General features: G+C 72.0%; 15 protein-coding genes. 9 read left to right on the top strand and 6 right to left on the bottom strand.

Annotated features, from left to right (window positions below; genetic code table 11):
- Positions 1–44: 44 nt before the first annotated feature.
- From AC2D9U_RS10130 to AC2D9U_RS10115, 4 genes are read left to right on the top strand one after another with little or no spacing between them, the layout of a single operon-like run.
- Positions 45–1,007 (top strand): Bug family tripartite tricarboxylate transporter substrate binding protein, encoded by a 963-nt coding sequence (locus tag AC2D9U_RS10130; protein ID WP_484748459.1) that lies wholly within the window; start codon positions 45–47, stop codon positions 1,005–1,007.
- Positions 1,004–1,459 carry a tripartite tricarboxylate transporter TctB family protein gene (locus tag AC2D9U_RS10125; RefSeq protein ID WP_484748458.1) on the top strand — a complete coding sequence of 152 codons (456 nt, stop codon included), beginning with the start codon at positions 1,004–1,006 and terminating at the stop codon, positions 1,457–1,459. Before AC2D9U_RS10130 ends, AC2D9U_RS10125 begins: the two co-directional genes overlap by 4 nt.
- 6 nt (positions 1,460–1,465) lie before the next feature.
- The gene (locus AC2D9U_RS10120; protein WP_484748456.1) at positions 1,466–2,953 is read left to right on the top strand and encodes a tripartite tricarboxylate transporter permease; all 1,488 of its coding nucleotides are present in this window, start codon (positions 1,466–1,468) and stop codon (positions 2,951–2,953) included.
- Complete coding sequence (locus AC2D9U_RS10115) at positions 2,950–4,158, top strand: YncE family protein (RefSeq protein ID WP_484748455.1); 1,209 nt, start codon at positions 2,950–2,952, stop codon at positions 4,156–4,158. The genes AC2D9U_RS10120 and AC2D9U_RS10115 overlap by 4 nt, the downstream gene beginning before the upstream one ends.
- Here AC2D9U_RS10115 and gluQRS read toward each other — a convergent pair.
- A complete protein-coding gene (gluQRS, locus tag AC2D9U_RS10110) occupies positions 4,125–4,982 on the bottom strand; it encodes a tRNA glutamyl-Q(34) synthetase GluQRS (protein WP_484748454.1) in 858 nt (285 codons plus the stop codon). The genes AC2D9U_RS10115 and gluQRS overlap by 34 nt on opposite strands.
- Before the next feature lie 45 nt (positions 4,983–5,027).
- Here gluQRS and AC2D9U_RS10105 point away from each other — a divergent pair, with 45 nt between their 5' ends.
- The 3 genes from AC2D9U_RS10105 to AC2D9U_RS10095 all read left to right on the top strand — a co-directional run bounded on the left by AC2D9U_RS10105 (position 5,028) and on the right by AC2D9U_RS10095 (position 8,744).
- Positions 5,028–5,684: an alpha/beta hydrolase gene (locus tag AC2D9U_RS10105; RefSeq protein WP_484748453.1), complete on the top strand. Its 657-nt coding sequence runs from the start codon at positions 5,028–5,030 to the stop codon at positions 5,682–5,684.
- A 151-nt stretch (positions 5,685–5,835) separates the two neighbouring features.
- Entirely contained in the window at positions 5,836–6,411 is a 576-nt protein-coding gene (locus AC2D9U_RS10100) for an HNH endonuclease (protein WP_484748451.1), read from the top strand.
- Positions 6,412–6,521: 110 nt separating this feature from the next.
- Positions 6,522–8,744 (top strand): VCBS domain-containing protein, encoded by a 2,223-nt coding sequence (locus tag AC2D9U_RS10095; RefSeq protein WP_484748450.1) that lies wholly within the window; start codon positions 6,522–6,524, stop codon positions 8,742–8,744.
- Positions 8,745–8,759: 15 nt separating this feature from the next.
- Here AC2D9U_RS10095 and AC2D9U_RS10090 read toward each other — a convergent pair whose 3' ends face one another.
- Together AC2D9U_RS10090 and AC2D9U_RS10085 are read right to left on the bottom strand one after the other, a co-directional pair.
- Positions 8,760–9,311, bottom strand: a complete 552-nt coding sequence (locus AC2D9U_RS10090) for a demethoxyubiquinone hydroxylase family protein (RefSeq protein ID WP_484748449.1) — start codon at positions 9,309–9,311, stop codon at positions 8,760–8,762.
- Complete coding sequence (locus AC2D9U_RS10085; protein WP_484748447.1) at positions 9,311–9,811, bottom strand: disulfide bond formation protein B; 501 nt, start codon at positions 9,809–9,811, stop codon at positions 9,311–9,313. Before AC2D9U_RS10085 ends, AC2D9U_RS10090 begins: the two co-directional genes overlap by 1 nt.
- 90 nt (positions 9,812–9,901) lie before the next feature.
- On the opposite strand from AC2D9U_RS10085, the gene AC2D9U_RS10080 reads away from it, so the two are divergent.
- Positions 9,902–10,528, top strand: coding sequence for a glutathione S-transferase family protein (locus AC2D9U_RS10080; protein ID WP_484748445.1), 627 nt, complete (start codon positions 9,902–9,904; stop codon positions 10,526–10,528).
- A 12-nt stretch (positions 10,529–10,540) separates the two neighbouring features.
- On the opposite strand, the gene AC2D9U_RS10075 is transcribed toward AC2D9U_RS10080, so the two are convergent.
- Together AC2D9U_RS10075 and AC2D9U_RS10070 are read right to left on the bottom strand one after the other, a co-directional pair.
- On the bottom strand, positions 10,541–11,767 hold the full coding sequence (locus AC2D9U_RS10075; protein WP_484748444.1) for an MFS transporter: 1,227 nt from the start codon (positions 11,765–11,767) through the stop codon (positions 10,541–10,543).
- A complete protein-coding gene (locus AC2D9U_RS10070) occupies positions 11,764–12,435 on the bottom strand; it encodes a nitroreductase (RefSeq protein WP_484748443.1) in 672 nt (223 codons plus the stop codon). Before AC2D9U_RS10070 ends, AC2D9U_RS10075 begins: the two co-directional genes overlap by 4 nt.
- Before the next feature lie 134 nt (positions 12,436–12,569).
- Between AC2D9U_RS10070 and AC2D9U_RS10065 the strand changes: the two genes are divergently transcribed.
- Positions 12,570–17,249: a two-partner secretion domain-containing protein gene (locus AC2D9U_RS10065; protein ID WP_484748442.1), complete on the top strand. Its 4,680-nt coding sequence runs from the start codon at positions 12,570–12,572 to the stop codon at positions 17,247–17,249.
- Positions 17,250–17,335: 86 nt separating this feature from the next.
- Here AC2D9U_RS10065 and AC2D9U_RS10060 read toward each other — a convergent pair whose 3' ends face one another.
- A complete protein-coding gene (locus AC2D9U_RS10060) occupies positions 17,336–18,262 on the bottom strand; it encodes an FkbM family methyltransferase (RefSeq protein ID WP_484748439.1) in 927 nt (308 codons plus the stop codon).
- Positions 18,263–18,291 lie beyond the last annotated feature (29 nt).

The raw sequence follows: 18,291 nt of genomic DNA, 5'->3' as shown, positions 1-18,291 counted from the left end.
TCACGATGATGCGCGGACAAGAACATGATCGGGGAAAACGTGCCATGCGCCTCACTCGCAGAACCGCGCTCGCCGCCGGCCTGGGCAGCCTCACCCTGGCCCGCCCTGCCCTCGCCCAGGCCTGGCGCCCGACGCGCGACGTGGAATTCGTCATTCCCTTCGCCGTCGGCGGTGGCGCCGACCTCATGGCCCGCGTCATCCAGAAGATCATCACCGATGAGCGGATGGTGCCCGTCGCCGTCAACCCGGTGAACCGTCCCGGCGGCGGCGGCGCGGTGGGCATCGCCTATGTCGCGGCCAGCCGGCGCACCGATCCGCACACGCTGGTGCTCATCAACGGCACCACGCAGATCACGCCGATCATGGTGCCCAATGTCCGCACGCTCTCCGAAGTGCGGCCCATCGTGAACGTCATGCTCGACGATTTCCTGCTCTTCGTGCGCGCCGACAGCCCGCATCAGAGTGCGAGCGCCTTCGCCGCCGCGGCCCGCGCCGCGCCGGCGCGCAGCGTGAACTTCTCCACCGGCGGCACCACCGACCAGATGGCGATCACCGTCTTCGGCCGCGCCATCGGCGCCGAGCTGAACATGGTGAACTTCAATTCGGGCGGCGAGGCGCTGACCGCGCTGCTGGGCGGGCATGTGCAGGCCTCGATCGGCAATCCGCTGGAATTCATGGGCCATCTGAATTCGGGCGCGGTGCGCGCCATCGGCGTGTTCCGCGACACGCGCTTCGCCGACCTGCCCAATGTGCCGACGATGAAGGAACAGGGCATCAACGCCGAGAATTTCCAGATGTGGCGCGGCGTGGCCGTGCCGCGCCAGGTGCCCGATGCCGCCGCCGCCTACTGGACCGAGGTGATGCAGCGCGTGGTCGCGACCGATGCGTGGAAGAAGTATCTCGCCGACAATGTGGCGAGTGCGGCGACCATGGTGGGCACCGATTTCACCAACTTCCTCGCGGCGCAGGAACGGCTGTATCGCGAATTGCTCGGCCGCCCGGCGTGAGGCAGCGGATCGGGGGGGGCGACCTCCTCGTCTCGCTGATCTTCGCCACCCTCGGCCTCGTCTGGGTGATGGGGGCGGCGGAACTGCCGCGCTGGGATCGGGAGACACCCGGGCCGGGCTTCCTGCCGCTGGTCTTCGGCGTGCTGCTGCTGGGCTTCGCAGGATTGTCGGCGGCGCAGGCGATCTTCGCACCGGCCGCGCCCGCCGAGGATCAGGGCGGGCTGCGCAAGCCGCTGCTGGTGCTGGTGATCACGGCGGCAGCCGTCACGGCGCTGGAAGTGGTGGGCTTCGTGCTGACCATCTTCGCCATGCTGCTCGCCCTCTACGCGCTGGTGGAACGCAAGCCGCCCGTCGCTGCCTTCATCGCGGCCGCGGCGGTGACCGGCGCGCTGCACGTGATCTTCGCGGTGTGGCTCGCCGTGCCGCTGCCGCTTGGCCCCTTCGGAGGCTGACGCGGCATGGATGCGCTTGCCTCGCTGATGGCCGGCTTCGCGGCCGCGCTCACCCCAACGCATATCGCGCTGTGCTTCCTCGGCGTGCTGCTCGGCCAGATCGTCGGCGTGCTGCCGGGAATCGGGCCGGCAGCGGCCATCGCGCTGCTGCTGCCGATCACCTTCGGCATGGACGCGACCGGCGCGATCATCATGTTCGCCGGCATCTACTATGGCAGCCAGTATGGCGGCACCCTGACCTCGGTGCTGATCTCGGTGCCGGGCGAGAGTTCCACCGTGATGACCGCCATCGATGGCTACCAGATGGCGCTGCAGGGGCGTGCGGGCGTCGCACTCGGCATCGCCGCCATCGGCAGCTTCATCGCCGGCACCATCGGCACGATCGGGCTGATGCTGATCGCCCCGCCCCTGGCCAAGATGGCGCTGGCCTTCGGCCCGCCCGAGTATTTCTCGCTCGTGCTGCTGGGGCTGATGGCGCTGGCGGCGGTCGGCGGATCGCTCATCAAGGGGCTGACGGCGGGGCTCGCGGGGCTTGCGCTCGGCACCATGGGCATCGATCCGCAGGTGGGCATCCCGCGCTATGATTTCGGCCAGGTCTGGCTGCTGGACGGGTTGGAATTCATCGTGCTCACCGTTGCCCTGTTCGGGCTGGGCGAGGTGCTGGGCGGGTGCAATGCGGGCGTGGCGCGGCCGGTGGCGAAGGTGGCGAATGTCCTGCCCTCCCGCGCCGAGTGGCGGCAATCGCGCCTGCCGATCCTGCGCGGCAGCGTGATCGGCTTCATCATCGGCGTGCTGCCGGCCACGGGGGCCACCATCGCCTCCTTCGTCGCCTACATCGTCGAGAAGAAGCTGTCGCGCGACCCCTCGCGCTTCGGCAAGGGCGCCATCGAGGGCGTGGCCGGGCCTGAGGCCTCGAACAACGCCGCGGCCGCGGGGGCGATGGTGCCGATGCTGAGCCTCGGCGTGCCGGGCTCGGGCACCACGGCGGTGATCCTCGGCGCGCTGATCATGTTCGGCGTGCGGCCAGGGCCCGAGATGTTCACCACCAACGCCAATCTCGTCTGGGCGTTGATCGCCTCCATGCTCATCGGCAATTTGCTGCTGCTGATCATGAACCTGCCGCTGGCCGGCTTCTTCGCGAAGCTGCTGACGGTGCCTTATTCCTGGCTCTACCCGCCGATCCTCGCGCTGTGCATCGCGGGGGTCTATTCGCAGTCCAACAGCGTCGAGGATGCCTGGCTGCTGGTCGGCTTCGGCGCCCTGGGCTGGCTGATGAAGCGCTACGACTGGCCGATGCCGCCGATGATCCTGGGCCTGGTGCTCTCACCGCTGTTCGAGACATCGCTGCGCCAGTCGCTGACCTTGAGCCTGGGCGACCCGGCCATCTTCGTCACACGCCCGCTCTCGGCCACGCTGCTGGCCTGCGCGGCGCTGGCGCTGGTGGTGCCCATCCTGATGATCCTCTGGCGCAAATGGCGGAGTGGCCTGGCATGAGTGGCACGCTGATTCTCGCGAGTGGCCGGTGGGACAACAACATCGCGGTGATCGATGCCGAGGCCGCGCGCGATCCGGCGAATGACGCCACGGATCGCGCCGTGCTCTCGCGCCCGCGCGTGACCCCAGATGTGCAGGGCGCACCTGCCTCGGGCCAGCCGGTTTCGGTGCTGGTGCCGCGCAGCGGGCAGCATGGCTATGTGGTGAATCATTCCGGTATCGTGCCCGCCGCCGCCGCGCTGGGCTACCAGCACGGGCACCCAGGCACGATCACGGTGCTCGACCTCGCCAAGCTGCGCGACCCGCGCATCGATGGCACCACGGCCGCGATGGCCGGCATCATCGAGACGGGCACGAGCGGCCCTGTCGGCTCAGCCATCACGCCCGATGGCGCCTATCTGCTGGTGGGCTCGGCCGAGGCGCCGGGGGCGGAGGATGGCGGCGTGGAGATCACCGCCATCGATCGCGCCACGCAGCGTGTGGCGCGGCGCATAAGGCTGCGCGATGGCGGTGGCGCGCCCTGCCGGCACGACAATCCGCACGCCGATTACGGGCGCTTCCCCAACCCCAACGGCATCGCCGTCAGCGCGCTCGGCACGGGCTGGCTGTTGAGTGCCAATGGCGGGACGGATGATGTCTCCCTCATCGATCTCGCGCGCGCCCTGGCCGGGGAAGAGGATGCGGAGGTGGCGCGGATTCCCGTGCAGTCCGGCGGTTTCGGCATCAGCGTCTCCCCGGACCAGAGGACCGCCGCGGTGGCATCGCGGGAGAGCATGCGCACCGGCGCCTATGGCAACACGATCAGCCTGATCGACATCGCCGCGCGGCGTGAGAGCGCGCGCATCCAGGTCGGCACCGATGATCCCGGCACCGGCACGCGGCCCTTCGTGGCCGCCTTCACGCCCGATGGCGCGCATCTGGTGGTGACGTGTTTCGCTTCCGACACGGTCTCGCTGGTGCATGTGGCGAGCGCGCGGGAGGTGAAGCGCCTGCATCTTGTCGATCCCTCCGGCGGGCCGGCGCGGCCGCGCGGGGTGGCGATCAGCGCCGATGGCGCCTGGGCCGCGATCACCGGCGGCAAGAAGACCGGGCCGCGCAGTTCCGTGCTCTGGATGCTCGACCTGCCCGGCTTCACCGTGGCGTCGCGCGTCACCGGCATCGGCAACGAGACCTACCTGCTGGACATCCTGCCCGCCGGGCGCTGAGCCATCGCGCGCGCCTCCTCGGGCGTCACACCGCGGGCGCGCAGGTCGCGCAGCGTGGCGGCGCCGTCGCGCTTCGCCAGGCGCCTTCCCTGCGCGTCGGTCAGCAGCGGGTGGTGCTCATAGAAGGGCTCGGGCCAGCCGAACAGCGCCTGCAGCAGCCGGTGCAGATCGGTCGCGGCACGCAGATCCTCGCCCCGCGTCACCAGCGTGACGCCCTGCAGCGCATCGTCATGGGTGACGCAGAGATGGTAGCTCGCGGGCGCATCCTTGCGCGCCAGTACGACATCGCCGAAGCGCGCGGGGTCGCATCGCAGCCGGCCTTCACCTTCCTCATGATAGGTGAGCGGGCCCGGAACCTCGGCCAGGGCGCGCAGCATGTCGAGGCGCAGCGCATGCGGCTCGCCCCTGCCGATCCGCTCCGCGCGCTGCATCGCGGACAGTCCACGGCAGGTGCCGGGGTAGAGCGGACCGTCGGGGCCATGCGGCGCGTTCAGGCTCGCGGCAATGTCGCGCCGCGTGCAGAAGCAGGGGTAGAGCAGCCCGCGCGAGTCCAGCACGGCCAGTGCGGCGCGGTATTCGGGCAGATGCGCGGATTGCACCCGCACCGCGCCATCCCAATCCAGCCCGAGCCAGCGCAGATCTTCCTCGATGGCGGCGGCGTATTCCGGGCGGCAGCGACCGGGGTCGATATCCTCCAGCCGCAGCAGGAAGCGCCCGCCCACCGCCCGCGCCCGCGTCCAGCCCGCCAGCGCCGAGGCCGCATGGCCCAGATGCAGGAACCCGGTGGGGCTCGGCGCGAAACGGGTGGTCAGCGGCGCGGTCATCGCCATGTTGTGCCGTGCAAGCGGCGCGAAGGGGAAGAGGCAGGCATGACGCTGGATGGACCACGCTGGGGCCCCGCCGATGGCGGCACCCCGCGCAAGCTGGTGGTGCTGCTGCACGGCGTGGGCGCGGATGGCTTCGACCTGATCGACCTCGCGCCCGGCTGGGGCAAGGCGGTGCCCGGGGCGCTGTTCATCGCCCCGCACGGGCCCGAGCCCTGCGACCTCGCCCCCTATGGGCGGCAATGGTTCAGCCTGCAGGACCGCACCCCGGCGCGGATCGAGGCCGGTGCGGCGGCGGCAGCCATGGTGCTGATGCCGTGGTTGCGGACGGAGCTGGAGAGCCTCGGCCTCACCCCGGCGGATCTGGTGCTGATGGGCTTCAGCCAGGGGGCGATGACGGCGCTGTTCACGGGGCTGCGGCTCGCCCCCGGCTGTGCCGGCATCCTGGCCTATGCCGGGGCGCTGCCGGGGCCGGACAGCCTGGCGCGCGAGATCACCGCCCGCCCGCCCGTGCTGCTGGTGCATGGCGAGGCCGATGAGGTGGTGCCCGCCGCCGCCAGCCGGCAGGCCGAAGCTGTGCTGCGGCGCCTCGACGTGCCGGTGGAGACGCTGTTCCGGCCCGGGCTCGGCCATGGGCTGGATGAGGCCGGGATCAGCCTGGGCGCCCTGAGCCTGCAGAAGATGCTCAGCGCTGCCGCATGACCGCCCCGTGAATCCTGCGCAGGCGCCGGTTGCGCCGCAGCGAAGCGGCTGGCATGAAGGAGTCCGTAACGCGGCGATGCCACAGAATCTGGGGCTTCACTAACGTTTTCGGCCCCAGGGCTTGGTGTGCTGCTTCCGAGAGGAGTGGCGCTTGCCTGATGGCGGACACTTCAATGGCGGACAGGGATATCCAGCGCTCGTCCTGAACGCGGATTTCCGGCCCTTGTCCTATTTCCCGCTCTCCATCTGGGCCTGGCAGGATGCGGTGAAGGCCGTGTTCCTGGACCGGGTCTCGGTCCTCTCCGAATACGAGACCATGGTGCACTCGCCGCGCCTGACCATGCGCCTGCCCAGCGTCATCGCCTTGAAGGACTACATCCCCGCGGCGCGGCGCCCGGCCTTCACGCGCTTCAACGTGTTCCTGCGCGACAGCTTCGAGTGCCAGTATTGCGGCCAGCCCAAGCCCACTCCGGACCTGACCTTCGACCATGTCATCCCGCGCTCGCGCGGCGGGCGGACGAGCTGGGAGAACGTCGTCACCGCCTGCGGCCCCTGCAACCTGCGCAAGGCCAACAAGCTGCCGCGCGAGTGCAACATGCAGCCCCGCATGGAGCCCCGCCAGCCAACGAGCTGGGAGCTGCAGGAAAACGGCCGCAGCTTCCCGCCCAACCACCTGCACGAGAGCTGGCGGGACTATCTCTACTGGGATTCCGAGCTGGAGGCCTGACCTCCCGCTCTGGCATGGTTCCTGCCTCCTGACCCTTGGAAGGCGCACCCGTCGCAAAATGCGATTGCATTCTGCAACGGCATCGGGTCGCGCCCCGAGGAGACTGGTCCATGTCACGCGTCATCGCCCGCGGCACTGCGCAAAGCGACTGGCTGCACTTGCAGAATGCGACGGACGCCCACGAGGCGCTGCTCGGCGCCGGCGACGACGGTGCCTTCGGCTCGCGCTTCGGCGACCTGCTCGATGGCGGGCTGGGCCATGACAGGCTCTGGGGCGAGGCCGGCGCCGACACGCTGATCGGCGGGGCGGGCAATGACCTGCTCTATGGCGGCGAGGGCGCGGACAGCCTCGACGGCGGCACGGGCAATGACCAGCTCTGGGGCGGGTCTGGCGACGACTGGATGCATCTGGGCGAAGGCAATGACCAGGCCTGGGGCGAGGCCGGGGCCGACCGGATCCTCACCGGCGGCGGCCATGACAGCGCCTATGGCGGCGAGGGCGATGACCACATCGACGCCGGCGCCGGCGATGACAGCCTGCAGGGCGATGCCGGCAACGACACGCTGCTCGCCGCCGAAGGCCGCAACACCGTGGTCGGCGGCGAGGGCCATGACAGCATCCGCGCCGGGTCAGGCCATGACAGCCTGACCGGCGATGCCGGCGACGACACGATCGAGGCCGGCGGCGGCAACAACACCATCTGGGCGGGCCAGGGCGATGACAGCGTCACCGCCGGCACCGGCCACGACACCATCGCCGCCGATGACGGGCGCGACACGATCAGCGCCGGTGCGGGCAACGACGTCGCCTGGGGCAATGGCGGTGACGATCTGATCGACCTCGGCGCGGGCCATGACCTCGCCACCGGCGACATGGGCGCGGACACCATCCTCGGCGGCGACGGCAATGACACGATCCATGGCGGCGAGGGCGATGACCGGCTCTTCGCCGGCGCCGGCGCGGACCGGGTGCATGGCGATGGCGGCAACGATGTGGTGGTGATGACGGTCGGCACGGCGCGCGGCGACATCTATGATGGCGGCGCGGGCTTCGACACGCTCGGCTTCGAGATGACCCGTGCCGAATGGCTCGATGGCGGATTCCAGGCCAATCTTGCGCGCTTCCTGCTGCATGCCGGCACCACCCCCTGGGCGGATTTCCGCTTCGCGCCCCAGAACCTGACCGTGCGCAGCTTCGAGGCCGCCGCCGTGACGGTCGATGGCATCGCGCGCACGGCGGCCGATGATGCGGTGCTGGCCGTGGCGGACAGCTTCACCGTCAGCGAGGATGCGGCGCGGGTCAGCGGCAACGTCACGGCCAATGACAGCATCGCGGATCTGCTGGCGGCGGTGACACTCACCGCGCCCCCTTCCGCCGGCTCCCTGGTGCTGGGCGCGGATGGCGGCTTCACCTGGGATGGCGGCGCGGCCTTCCAGTCCCTGACGGCGGGCGAATCCCGCACCGTCAGCTTCACCTATCGCGCCACCGACGCGGATGGCGACACCGGCACCGCCGAGGTCACGCTCACCATCCTCGGCGCCAACGACACGGCCAGCATCGGCGGCAGCGCGACCGGCAGCGTGGCCGAGGATGGGGTGCTGGCGGCGAGCGGCCGGCTGACCATCGCCGATGCCGATGCCGGCGAGGCGCGCTTCGCCGTGCCCACCGCGCTGGAGGGTGCCTATGGCCGCTTCACCTTCGACGCCGCGAGTGGCGATTGGGGCTACACGCTCGACAACGCGGCGGCCGCCGTGCAGGGGCTGGGCGCCGGCGAGACCGTGGTGGATCGCCTGCTCGTCGCCTCGCTCGATGGCACCGCCACGCAGGAGATCGCGGTCAGCATCGCCGGGCGCAGCGACCTCGGGCCGAACCTGCTGATCAATGGCGGCTTCGAGGCGCCGGCCCTCACCGCCGGCACCTGGGCGCCGCGCAGCGACGTGCCGGGCTGGACCAACAGCGCGGGGCCGGTCGAGATCTGGTCGGCCTTCAGCATCGCCTCGCCCGAGGGTCGCCAGCACATGGAGATCGACTACGCCATGGGGCTCGACCGGATCAGCCAGAGCGTGGACGTGACCGAGGGGCGCGACTACCTGCTCACCTTCGAGGCCCGCGCCCGCCGCGCCGACATGGCGGAATCCGAGGCCTTCGAGGTGCTCTGGAACGGGGTCAGCCTCGGGCGGGTCGATCCCGGCCTGGGGCGCTGGACGACCTACAGCTTCACCGTCACGGGCGGCGCCGGGATGGACACGCTGAGCTTCGCCGAACTCGCCGCGGGCAATGACAGCCATGGCGGGCTGGTGGACAACGTCCAGCTCCGCGACCTGGTGTGGTGAGAGGACGGGCGGGGTTCAGACCCGCTCGCTCACCTTGATCGCCACCTTGCACCCCGCCTTGATGGCCGCGCTCAGCAGCTTGTAGGCGGGGGCCAGCTCGGCCTCGTTCGCCAGGCCGATGTCGCGGTGCTCCAGCTCCTCGGCGCGGAAGCGCTCGATATCGGCGCGCAGCTCGGCCTCGTCATCGCCCAGCGTCTCGGCCTGGGCGCGGTAATGCTCATCGATCGCCTCCTCCACCGCCACGGTGCAGGCCATGGCGGCGCGATGGCCGAGCAGGGCGGTGCCCGCGCCGAGCACGAAGCCCGCCACATGCCAGATCGGCAGCAGCGCGGTGGGGCGCACGCGGCGCTTGGCGATCAGCGCGGCGAAGGTGTCGAGGTGCACCTGCTCCTGTTCCTGCATGTGCTGCAGCACGGGGCCGTATTTGGTGCGGCCGAGCACGGCGCGCTGGCCCTGGTAGATGCGCTTCGCGCCGTATTCGCCGGCATGGTCCACGCGGATGGTGCGCGCCACATACTCACGCGGCGTGGGGTCGCCGGGCAGGCGGCGTTCGGCGGTCTCGGGCATCAGGCTCTCCTCACAGCGGCGTCGCGGCTTGCGCCGCGGGCGGCGCCGCGGAACACGAATCCGGCCAGCGCCAGCGCATAGATCAGGTTCATCTGCGCCATGGAAAGGGGCAGGCCCGGAATCAGATAGGCGGGCTCGTCGCAGGGCTTGGCGGGCGTCGGGTTGAGGCTGCGCAGCAGGTCATCGACGCTGACCCCCGCCCCCACCTGCGGCGCCTGGCAGGCCGGCAAGGGCGAGGGCCACCAGCCGAACTCCACCCCCACATGCAGCGCGGCGATGGCGGCCGAACCGAGCACCGCCAGCCCCGCCGCGCGCAAGGCCCAGGCCCGCGCGCGACCGGGCAGGGCCAGCGCCAGGGCGGCCAGCCCCACCGCCACCCAATATGGCCAGCGCTGCCACAGGCAGAGCGCACAGGGCGCGAGGCCGGGCCAGATCTCGCTGCCCCGCGCCAGCAGGGGCGCGGCAGCGGCCAGGATGAGGACGATGAGCGCGAAGGGCATGGAAGCAGGATCGCCCCGCCCGCGCCGCGCCGCAACTGGACCCCGCCCGCCACGCTGCTACCCTCCCCCCACCGCGAGAAAGGGAACGCCATGCTGCGCATCTGGGGCCGAGCCAATTCCTCCAACGTGATGAAGGTGCTGGTGCTCTGCGACACGCTGGGCATTGCCTTCGAGCGCATCGATGCCGGCGGCGCCTTCGGCCGCACGAAGGAGCCCGACTACCTGGCGAAGAACCCCAACGCCCTGGTGCCCACCATCGAGGAACCCGATGGCTTCACGCTGTGGGAGAGCAACGCCATCCTGCGCTACCTCGCCCGCTCCCGCGCGCCGGGCCATGGCATCTACCCCGCGGATCTGCGCGCGGCGGCGAATTGCGATCGCTGGATGGATTGGCAGACCAGCGCGCTGAACCGCCCGATGACGGTGGTCTTCTTCACCTATGTCCGCACGCCCGAGGCCGAGCGCGACTGGCCCGCCACCCACAAGGCGCTGGCCGAGGCGAACACCCTCTGGGCCATGGTGGATCGTCAGCTCCAGGACCGTCCCTTCCTGTGCGGCGAGGCCATGACGATCGCCGACATCGCGCTGGGCATCTACGTCCATCGCTGGTTCACCATGCCGATCGAGCGCCAGCCGATGCCCGCCCTGCGCGGCTGGTATGACCGGCTGCTGGCCCATCCCGCCTATACGAAGCACGCAGCCGGGCCGCTCAGCTGAGCCGCGCTGCCCTCACGCCCGGCGGCGCCGGCTGCGCAGCAGCAGCGGCGCGATGATCATGATGTTCATCGCATTCCAGGCGATGCCGTTGAGGAAGGCAGCCGCGTAGCTGCCGGTGACGTCGAAGACCAGGCCCGAGAGCCACCCGCCGAGCGCCATGCCGACCAGCGTCGCCATCAGGGCGATGCCGACCCGGGTGGCGACCTCGCCGGCCGGGAAATGCTCGCGCACGATCACGGCGTAGGAAGGCACGATGCCGCCCTGGAACAGGCCGAATAGGGCCGAGATCAGGTAGAGCGACACGAGGCTGTCGAAGAACAGGTAGAAGCCCAGCGCCACCGCCTGCAGCACCGAACCCAGCAGCAGCGTCGCCAGCCCGCCGATCCGATCCGCGATCAGGCCCGACCCGAGGCGGGAGATGATGCCGCACAGCAGCATCAGGCTCAGCATCTCCGTCCCCCGCGCCACGCCGTAGCCCAGGTCGCTGCAATAGGCGACGATATGCACCTGCGGCATCGCCATCGCCACGCAGCAGCCGATCCCCGCGACGCAGAGCAGCACGGTCAGCATGTTGGGCGACATCCCGAGCGGCCGCGCGGCTGTCGCGCCAGCGGCGCCGCGCGGGGCCGCATGCGCGCCCGTCCCGGGGGCACGCCCGCGCAGCAGCAGGGCCAGCGGCAGCATGCAGACCAGCAACGCCAGCCCCACCGTCACATGCGCCATGCGCCAGCCCTGCACGCCGATCAGCACGTTCAGGATCGGCGGCCAGACCGCCCCGGCGAGGTAGTTGCCCGAGGCCGCCAGGGCCACCGCGATGCCGCGCCGGCGACGGAACCAGAGCGAGGCCTCGGCCATCAACGGCCCGAAGGCGGCCGAGGAGCCCAGCAGCCCGATCAGCACCCCCTGGGTGAGGGCGAACATCAGCAGGCTGGTCGAGAAGCCGGCCGCGACATAGCCCAGTGCGAGCATCACCGTGCCACCCAGCAGCGGCACCATGACCCCGAACCGGTCGGCCAGCCGCCCCATCAGGATGCCGCCCGCCCCGAAGCCGAGCATGGTGAGCGTGTAGGGCAGCGAGGCCTCGGCCCGGCTCACCCCGAACTCGGCCTGCACATAGGGCAGCGTCACCACCACGGTCCACATGCCCGCCCCGCCGAGGGTGGAGAGGGCGACGATGGCCGCCAGCCGGATCCAGGCGGCGCGGCTGTCGGGTTCGGGCATGGCGGGCGCGGGGCTCACGCCTCCGGCCCGAAGGTCACGAAGTCGGACAGCGGCGCGCGCTCGCTCACCAGGGCGTTCACCGGGTCGGACTCATCGGCCACACCCAAGGACATGCCGCAGACCAGCGCGCGATCCTCGCCCAGGCCGAGTTCGCGCCGCACCACGTCATGGTGGTCGCAGAAGGCCGCCTGCGCGCAGGTGTCGAGGCCATGGCCGCGCGCGGCGAGCATCACCGATTGCAGGAACATGCCGTAGTCGAGCCAGCTGCCCTGCTCGAGGTCCCGGTCGATCAGGAAGAACAGGCCGACCGGCGCGCCGAAGAAGTCGAAGTTCCGCGCGCGCTGCGCGTGCCCGGCCGCGACATCGCCGCGCGCCACGCCCGCCAGGCGATACAGGTCCCAGCCCACCTTGCGCCGCCGCGCCAGATAGGGCTCGCGCCAGTGGCGCGGGTAGTATTGATACTCGCGCGGCACGTTCGCGCCGGCGTCATGGGCGGCGCGCAGGGCGGCGGACAGGCGGGCCTTCTCGGCGCCCATGGTCACGCGCACCTGCCAGGGCTGGACGTTGGAGCCCGAGGGCGCGCGGGCGGCGGCGGCGAGGATGGCCTCGATGGTGGCGCGCGGCACGGGATCGGGCCGAAAGCCGCGCAAGCTGCGGCGCGTCGCCAGCGCCTCGAACACATCCATGCGTCTCTCCCTCGGCTGGTCAGTCTGGCGCGCCGCGCCGGACGGCACCAGGGGGCGGTTGATTTACGATTGCGCGAAAATAGAGCAGGAAAATTCAGCTTTCGGTTGCATTTCCCGCGTTGCAGAATGGTCCGATGTCCCGCCGCCGCGCCCTGCTTGCCGCCGCTGCCCTCGTGCTGCCCCTGCCCGCCGCCGGGCAATCGCCGCAGGGCGGGCAGGTGGTGGCGGGTGCGGCGCGGATCACGCAATCGCCCGGCCGGACCGACATCGCGCAATCCTCGAACCGCGCCATCATCCAATGGCAGGGCTTCGATGTCGGTGCCGGGCACCAGGTGGATATCCGCCAGCCGAGCGCGCAATCCTGGTCCCTGCAGCGGGTCACCGGGGGCGCGCCCTCCGCCATCGCGGGGCGCGTGACCTCCAATGGCGGGGTGGCGCTGGTCAACCCGGCCGGCGTGGTCTTCCACCAGGGCGCGCAGGTCGATGTGGGCGCGCTGATCGCCACGGGTTCCGACATCACCAACCAGAACTTCATGGCCGGGCGCATGGCCTTCGACGGCCGCCCCCAGCCCGGCGCGCGGATCGAGAATCGCGGCACCATCACGGTGCGCGAGCAGGGGCTGGCCGCGCTGGTCGGCCCGAGCGTCGCCAATGCGGGCACCATCCGCGCCCAGCTCGGCCGCGTGGCGATGGCCGGCGGGGCGGAGGGCTTCGCGCTGGACCTCGCCGGCGACGGGCTGCTGCGCATCGATGTCACGCGCCAGGTGCAGGCGGATCCGGGCGGGGGTGTCGCGCTGGTGACGAATGCGGGACGCATCGAGGCCGCGGGCGGGTCCGTGCTGCTCAGCGCCCACGCGGCCTCCGGCGTGCTCGAGACGCTGGTCCTCGCGGGGGGGGAGATCGCCGCCCCGGGCGGGCAGGTTGCCCTGCAGGCGAGCGGCGGCGGGGTGCGCATCGACGGCACGGTGCAGGCCGCCAGCGGCCGCATCGCCGCCACCGCGACCGGCGAGGTGCGGCTCGCCACCGGGGGCATCCTCGACGCAAGCGGCGGCGGCGGGCGGGTGGTGATCGGCGGCGGCGCGGAATCCCGCCCCGGCGTGCCGCAGCGCCTGGCCGGCCGGGCCACGGTGGAACGCGGCGCCGCGGCCCGCGCCGATGGGCCAGGCGGCGAGGTCATCCTGCACAGCGCCACCCGCACCGCCCATCACGGGCGCCTTGCCGCCGATCGCGGCACGGTCGAGGTCTCCTCGCGCGGCGCGCTCGCCATCGATGGCGCGATGGAAGCCGCCTCGGTGCTCATCGACCCAGCGACGCTGCGGGTGGTCTCAAGCCTCTCGGGCACCGCCGAACCCGCCGAAGTGACCGCGGCCAGCATCAACGCGACCACCGGCGCGCTCACCCTGCAGGCCGAGCGCACGATCATCGTCGAGGCCGCCATCAACAAGCCGCAGGGCCCGCTGACCCTCGAGACCACGAATGCCGCCGCCCTGCCCGGGGAGGGTATCCGCATCAACCGCCCGGTGACGGTGACGGGCGACCTGACCCTGCGCTCGGCGGGCGACATCTTCCAGGACGCCTCGGGCGCGCGGGTGCTGGCCGGCACGCTGTTCGCCGAGAGCAGCGGCGGCGCGGTGCGGCTCAACGCCGGCACGAACGTCATCCGTGCCCTGGCCGGTGGCGGCGGGGCCACGGGCTTCGATGTCTCCACCACCACGCCGCTGGTCGTGGATGGCGCCATCACCGCGCCGCTCATCCGACTCGGGCCAACCGGGCTGCTGACGCTCAACGCCCCGCTCCACGCCAGCAATACCCTGCTGCTGGAGGCGCTGCGCGGCACCACCCAGGCCGCGACCGGGGCGGGGATCACCGCCGGGACGCTGGCGCTGGAAGCGCCGCTCGGGCGGGTGAACCTGACCGGCGCGGGCAACCGGATCACCAGCCTCGGCCAGTCCCTGGTCCCGCGCGGCCTGTCGCTGACGGCGCAGGGCGACCTGAACATCACGGGCGAGGTGACGGGCGGGCAGATCACGCTGACCGTGCAGGGCGGATCGCTCAGCCAGGACCCTGCAACGGCGCGCCTCACCAGCCCGGATCTCGCCGTGCGCGCCCCCGAGGGCTCGGTGCTGCTGGATGGGCCGCTCAACAGCATCGGGGCGCTGCTGGGCGGGGCGCGGGACCGTTTCGTGGTCGATGCCGGGGGCGATCTGCTGCTCTCCGGGCCGATCGCGGCCGATGTCGTCGATCTGCGCCTCGCCGGGGAGGTGGCGCAGGATCAGGGTGGGATTCTCACCGCCGGCACCCTGCGGCTGCGCGTGGTCGGCGGTGCCGCCTTCCTGGACGACCCGGCGAACCGCATCGGGGTGCTGGACGCCGCCAGCGTGGGTGGCGCGCTGAACCTCGCCACCCAGGGCGATCTGGAGGTCAGGGGCGCGGTCACCGCGCAGAGCCTCGTGCTGAGCGCAACGGGCGCGATCAGCCAGGCCAGCGGCAGCAGCATCGGCGTGGAGCGACTTAGCGTGACGGCGCTGGGCGGGGACGTCGTGCTGGACCAGCCGGGCAACAGCTTCGGCACGCTCGGCGGCGCCGGCGCGCTGCGCGACCTGCGCCTGGCGAGCACGGGCCCGCTCGGCGTGCGCGGCGCGCTGGATGCGGGACGCGACCTGAGCCTCGGCGCCGGGGCGATCGAGATCGGCGCCACCCTGCGGGCCGGGCGCGCGATGGACCTCTTCGCCGCGGCCGGCGATATCGCCCAACTGGCCGGCGGCACGATTGCCGCGCCGAGCCTGACAGCGCTCTCCCCGCAGGGGTCGGTGCGGCTGGAGGCGAGCGGCAATGCGCTGGCGGCCGTGGCCGGCAGCGCACTGTTCGAGTTCCGCATCGCCACCACCGGCAGCCCGAGCCTCGGCGCGATCGCGGCGCCCGACGTCGCACTTACCGCGGGGGGCGACCTGTTGCAGGTGGCCGCCGGGCCAGCGATCGAGGCGAACCGGCTGGAGGCCTTCGCCGGGGGGCGCATCGATCTCTCCGCCGGCAACCGCGTGACACAGCTTGGCCGCATGATCGCGCCGGGCGGGCTCGACTTCAGCACCCTGTCAGGCCTGACCTTGACCGACGCCATCACCGTGCCCCGCGCGCGGCTGGCCTCGCGCTTCGACCTGCTGCAACTGCCCGGCGCCGTGCTGTCGGCCCGGATACTGGAGGCGCACGCCTCTGCCGGCTCGGTGCTGCTGGCCGATGGCGCGAACGTCCTGCCGAACCTGCGGGGCGTCAGCGCGGCGGGCGATGTGCGGCTGTTCACGCTGGGGACCATGGCGCTCTCCGGGCCGGTCAGCGCCGGCGGCACCATGGCGCTGCTGGCCGGTGACACGCTGCGCCAGGCGGCCAGCGGCGCCCCCGTCACGGCGGCACGGCTGGAGGCACGATCGCTCAATGCCGAGGTGCAGCTTGACGGAGCCGGCAATGCCGTCGCTGCGCTGGGCGAAGGCGGCGCGCAGGGCGCCTTCCTGTTCACCCATGCCGGGGCCGCGGCGCTGCGGCTGGGGGGGCTGATCTCCGCCCCTGCCATCGGGCTGACCCTGCCGCAGGGCCTGGTGCAAGACAGCGGCGGCGCCCTGCGGAGCGCGCGGCTCACGCTCGACTCGCTCGGCGCGGTGACGCTCGACGGGCCGGGCCATGTGGTGCCCGCCCTGGGCGGGCGTGCGCAGGCGCTGACCCTGGTGAGCGAGGCGCCGCTCATGGTGGTGGAGCCGCTGACGATCACCGGGGCGCTGGCGCTGTCTGCCGAGAGCCTCGGCGTCTTCGCACCCGTGACGGCGGGCTCGGCGAGCCTCTTGGCACAGGCCGGGGACATCGGCCAGGAGCCGGGGGGAACCCTGCAGGTCGCGGGCGCCCTGCGGGTCGAGGCGCCGCTGGGGGCCGTGGCCCTGCAGGGGGGCGGCAACGCCATCGCCCGGCTGAGTCACGGCTTCGCACGGGGCGACTTCGCGCTTCGCAGCACCGAGGCGCTGATCGTTGCCGGGCCGGTGACGGGCGAGACCATCCTGCTCGCAGCGGCCCAGCCGATGACGCTGGATGGCGTCCAGCTGACCGCGGGGCGCGCGGTGCTGCTCGCCACGCCGCTGGGCCTCGCCGGCGGGCAGCGCAGCAGCCTCACCGCGCTGAACCCGGGCGGCGCGCCGGTGCTGATGGTGGATTCCCGCGCCGCCGGCCTCGTCACGCTGCCCTCCGGCGTCCTTCCGGACGTCCCGGGCCTGCCAGCGGAGCAGCAGCCGACCCAGCTCGCGGATTTCGGCCCCGCGCGCAATGCGCCGGGCGGGCCGGTGGTGCTGGATCTCACGGCCCCTGACTCGGCGGTGTTCCTGCTGCTCGATTCCGGCCCCGCCCTTGGGGTGGTGGAGGCAGGCCGGCTGGGCCTGCTGGGAACCGGCAGCAGCGCCTTCCTGCTGGGCAGCGTCGGCGGCGTGGCCGGCGCCGCTGCGGCCGAAACCGTCGGGCTGTCCGGCGGCAACGGCGCCTACCGCTTCAACGCCTGCCCGATCGGCGCGGCGAATTGTGGTGCCCTGCCGCCCGGGGCGATCGACCCGCCCGTGCTGGTGCCGCCAGGCCCACCGGGCGACCAGGCGCAGATTCCGGCGCTGCCGCCAGGATCGGCGGCCTCCGGCATCGCCTTCCACCTTGCGCGGCCACCGCTCTCCCTGCGCGTTGTCACATGGGAGGATCTGCGGGCGGCGGGGCAGGAACCGCCGCCGCCCTGGCAGGGCCACGCCGTCAGCTGGCCGCTGCCGGAACTGCTGTCGCGCCCCGCGGAAGAGTAGGACGCGAGCAGATCTCGCGGCCTCGATCCTGCCGCCGCGCCGTCAATCGGCGGATGGCAACGGCGTCCCCTGGAACGCGGACTGCCCTATGCGGCATCCCAGGGCGGCTCGCCCCGGGCGGCCACGATATTGCGGATGCCGCCCTGCCAGGCGGCAAGTTCCTCCGCCGGCAGGCCAACCAGCTGCGCCTCGGCCCCGATCTGCCAGAAGCGGAAGCCCAGCCCCTGCAGGAAGGCTGCCAGTTCCGGCGCCGGCATGCCCTGGCCCGCCAGCATCGCGGGGGCCCATTCCAGCATCAGCCGCGCCTCGGGCGAGCGTTCCAGCAACCGGCGCATCCCCAGCAGTGCCGGGCCTTCCATCCCCTCGATGTCGAGCTTGGCGACACCGAGCCGGGTCTCGGCATCGGGGAAGAGCGTGTCGAGGGCGACCACCCGCACCGTCAGCGTCTGGAAGCCATCCGCGCGCGGCACGACGGAGGGCATGGCAAGGTCGAGAAAGCCGCCGCCCTCGTATTCGGGCCGGATCATCATGGTGGAGGCGCCTGCCGCCGCCCCCGCCGCCAGCAGATGCACCTCCGCGAAGCCAGCGAAGCCATTCACCGCCAGCGAGCGCCGCAGCAGGGCTGCGCTGCGCGGGTTGGGCTCGAACGCATGGACGCGCCCGGCGGGGCCCACGATCGCGGCCGCGCTGAGGGCATAGACGCCGACATGCGCGCCGAGGTCGAGCGCAAGATCGCCCGGCCGCAGCAGGCGGCGGAAGACGCGCAGCGCCTCCGGCTCCCAGCTTCCTTGCAGCAGCAGATGCGGCGCGATGTCGGAGCTTCGCGTATCGACGAAGATCGGCAGCCGGCCCTCCAGCATCGCCAGCGCAGTGTGCTCGCCCAGATAGACGCTGCGGCTCAGCGACGGCGGGGCGCTGCGCGCGGCGACCAGCGCGGTCAGCGCCTCCAGCTGCTGCTCGAGCCGCGTCAGGCGTTCGGGCAGGGCGAGAAGATCGGCAAGGCGGCCCGGCATCGGGAACTCCTTCAGGCTGGCGTGAACCC

It is taken from the genome of Roseomonas sp. TF40 (genome assembly GCF_057219975.1).
This window is presented reverse-complemented; position numbering and strand designations above follow the sequence as displayed.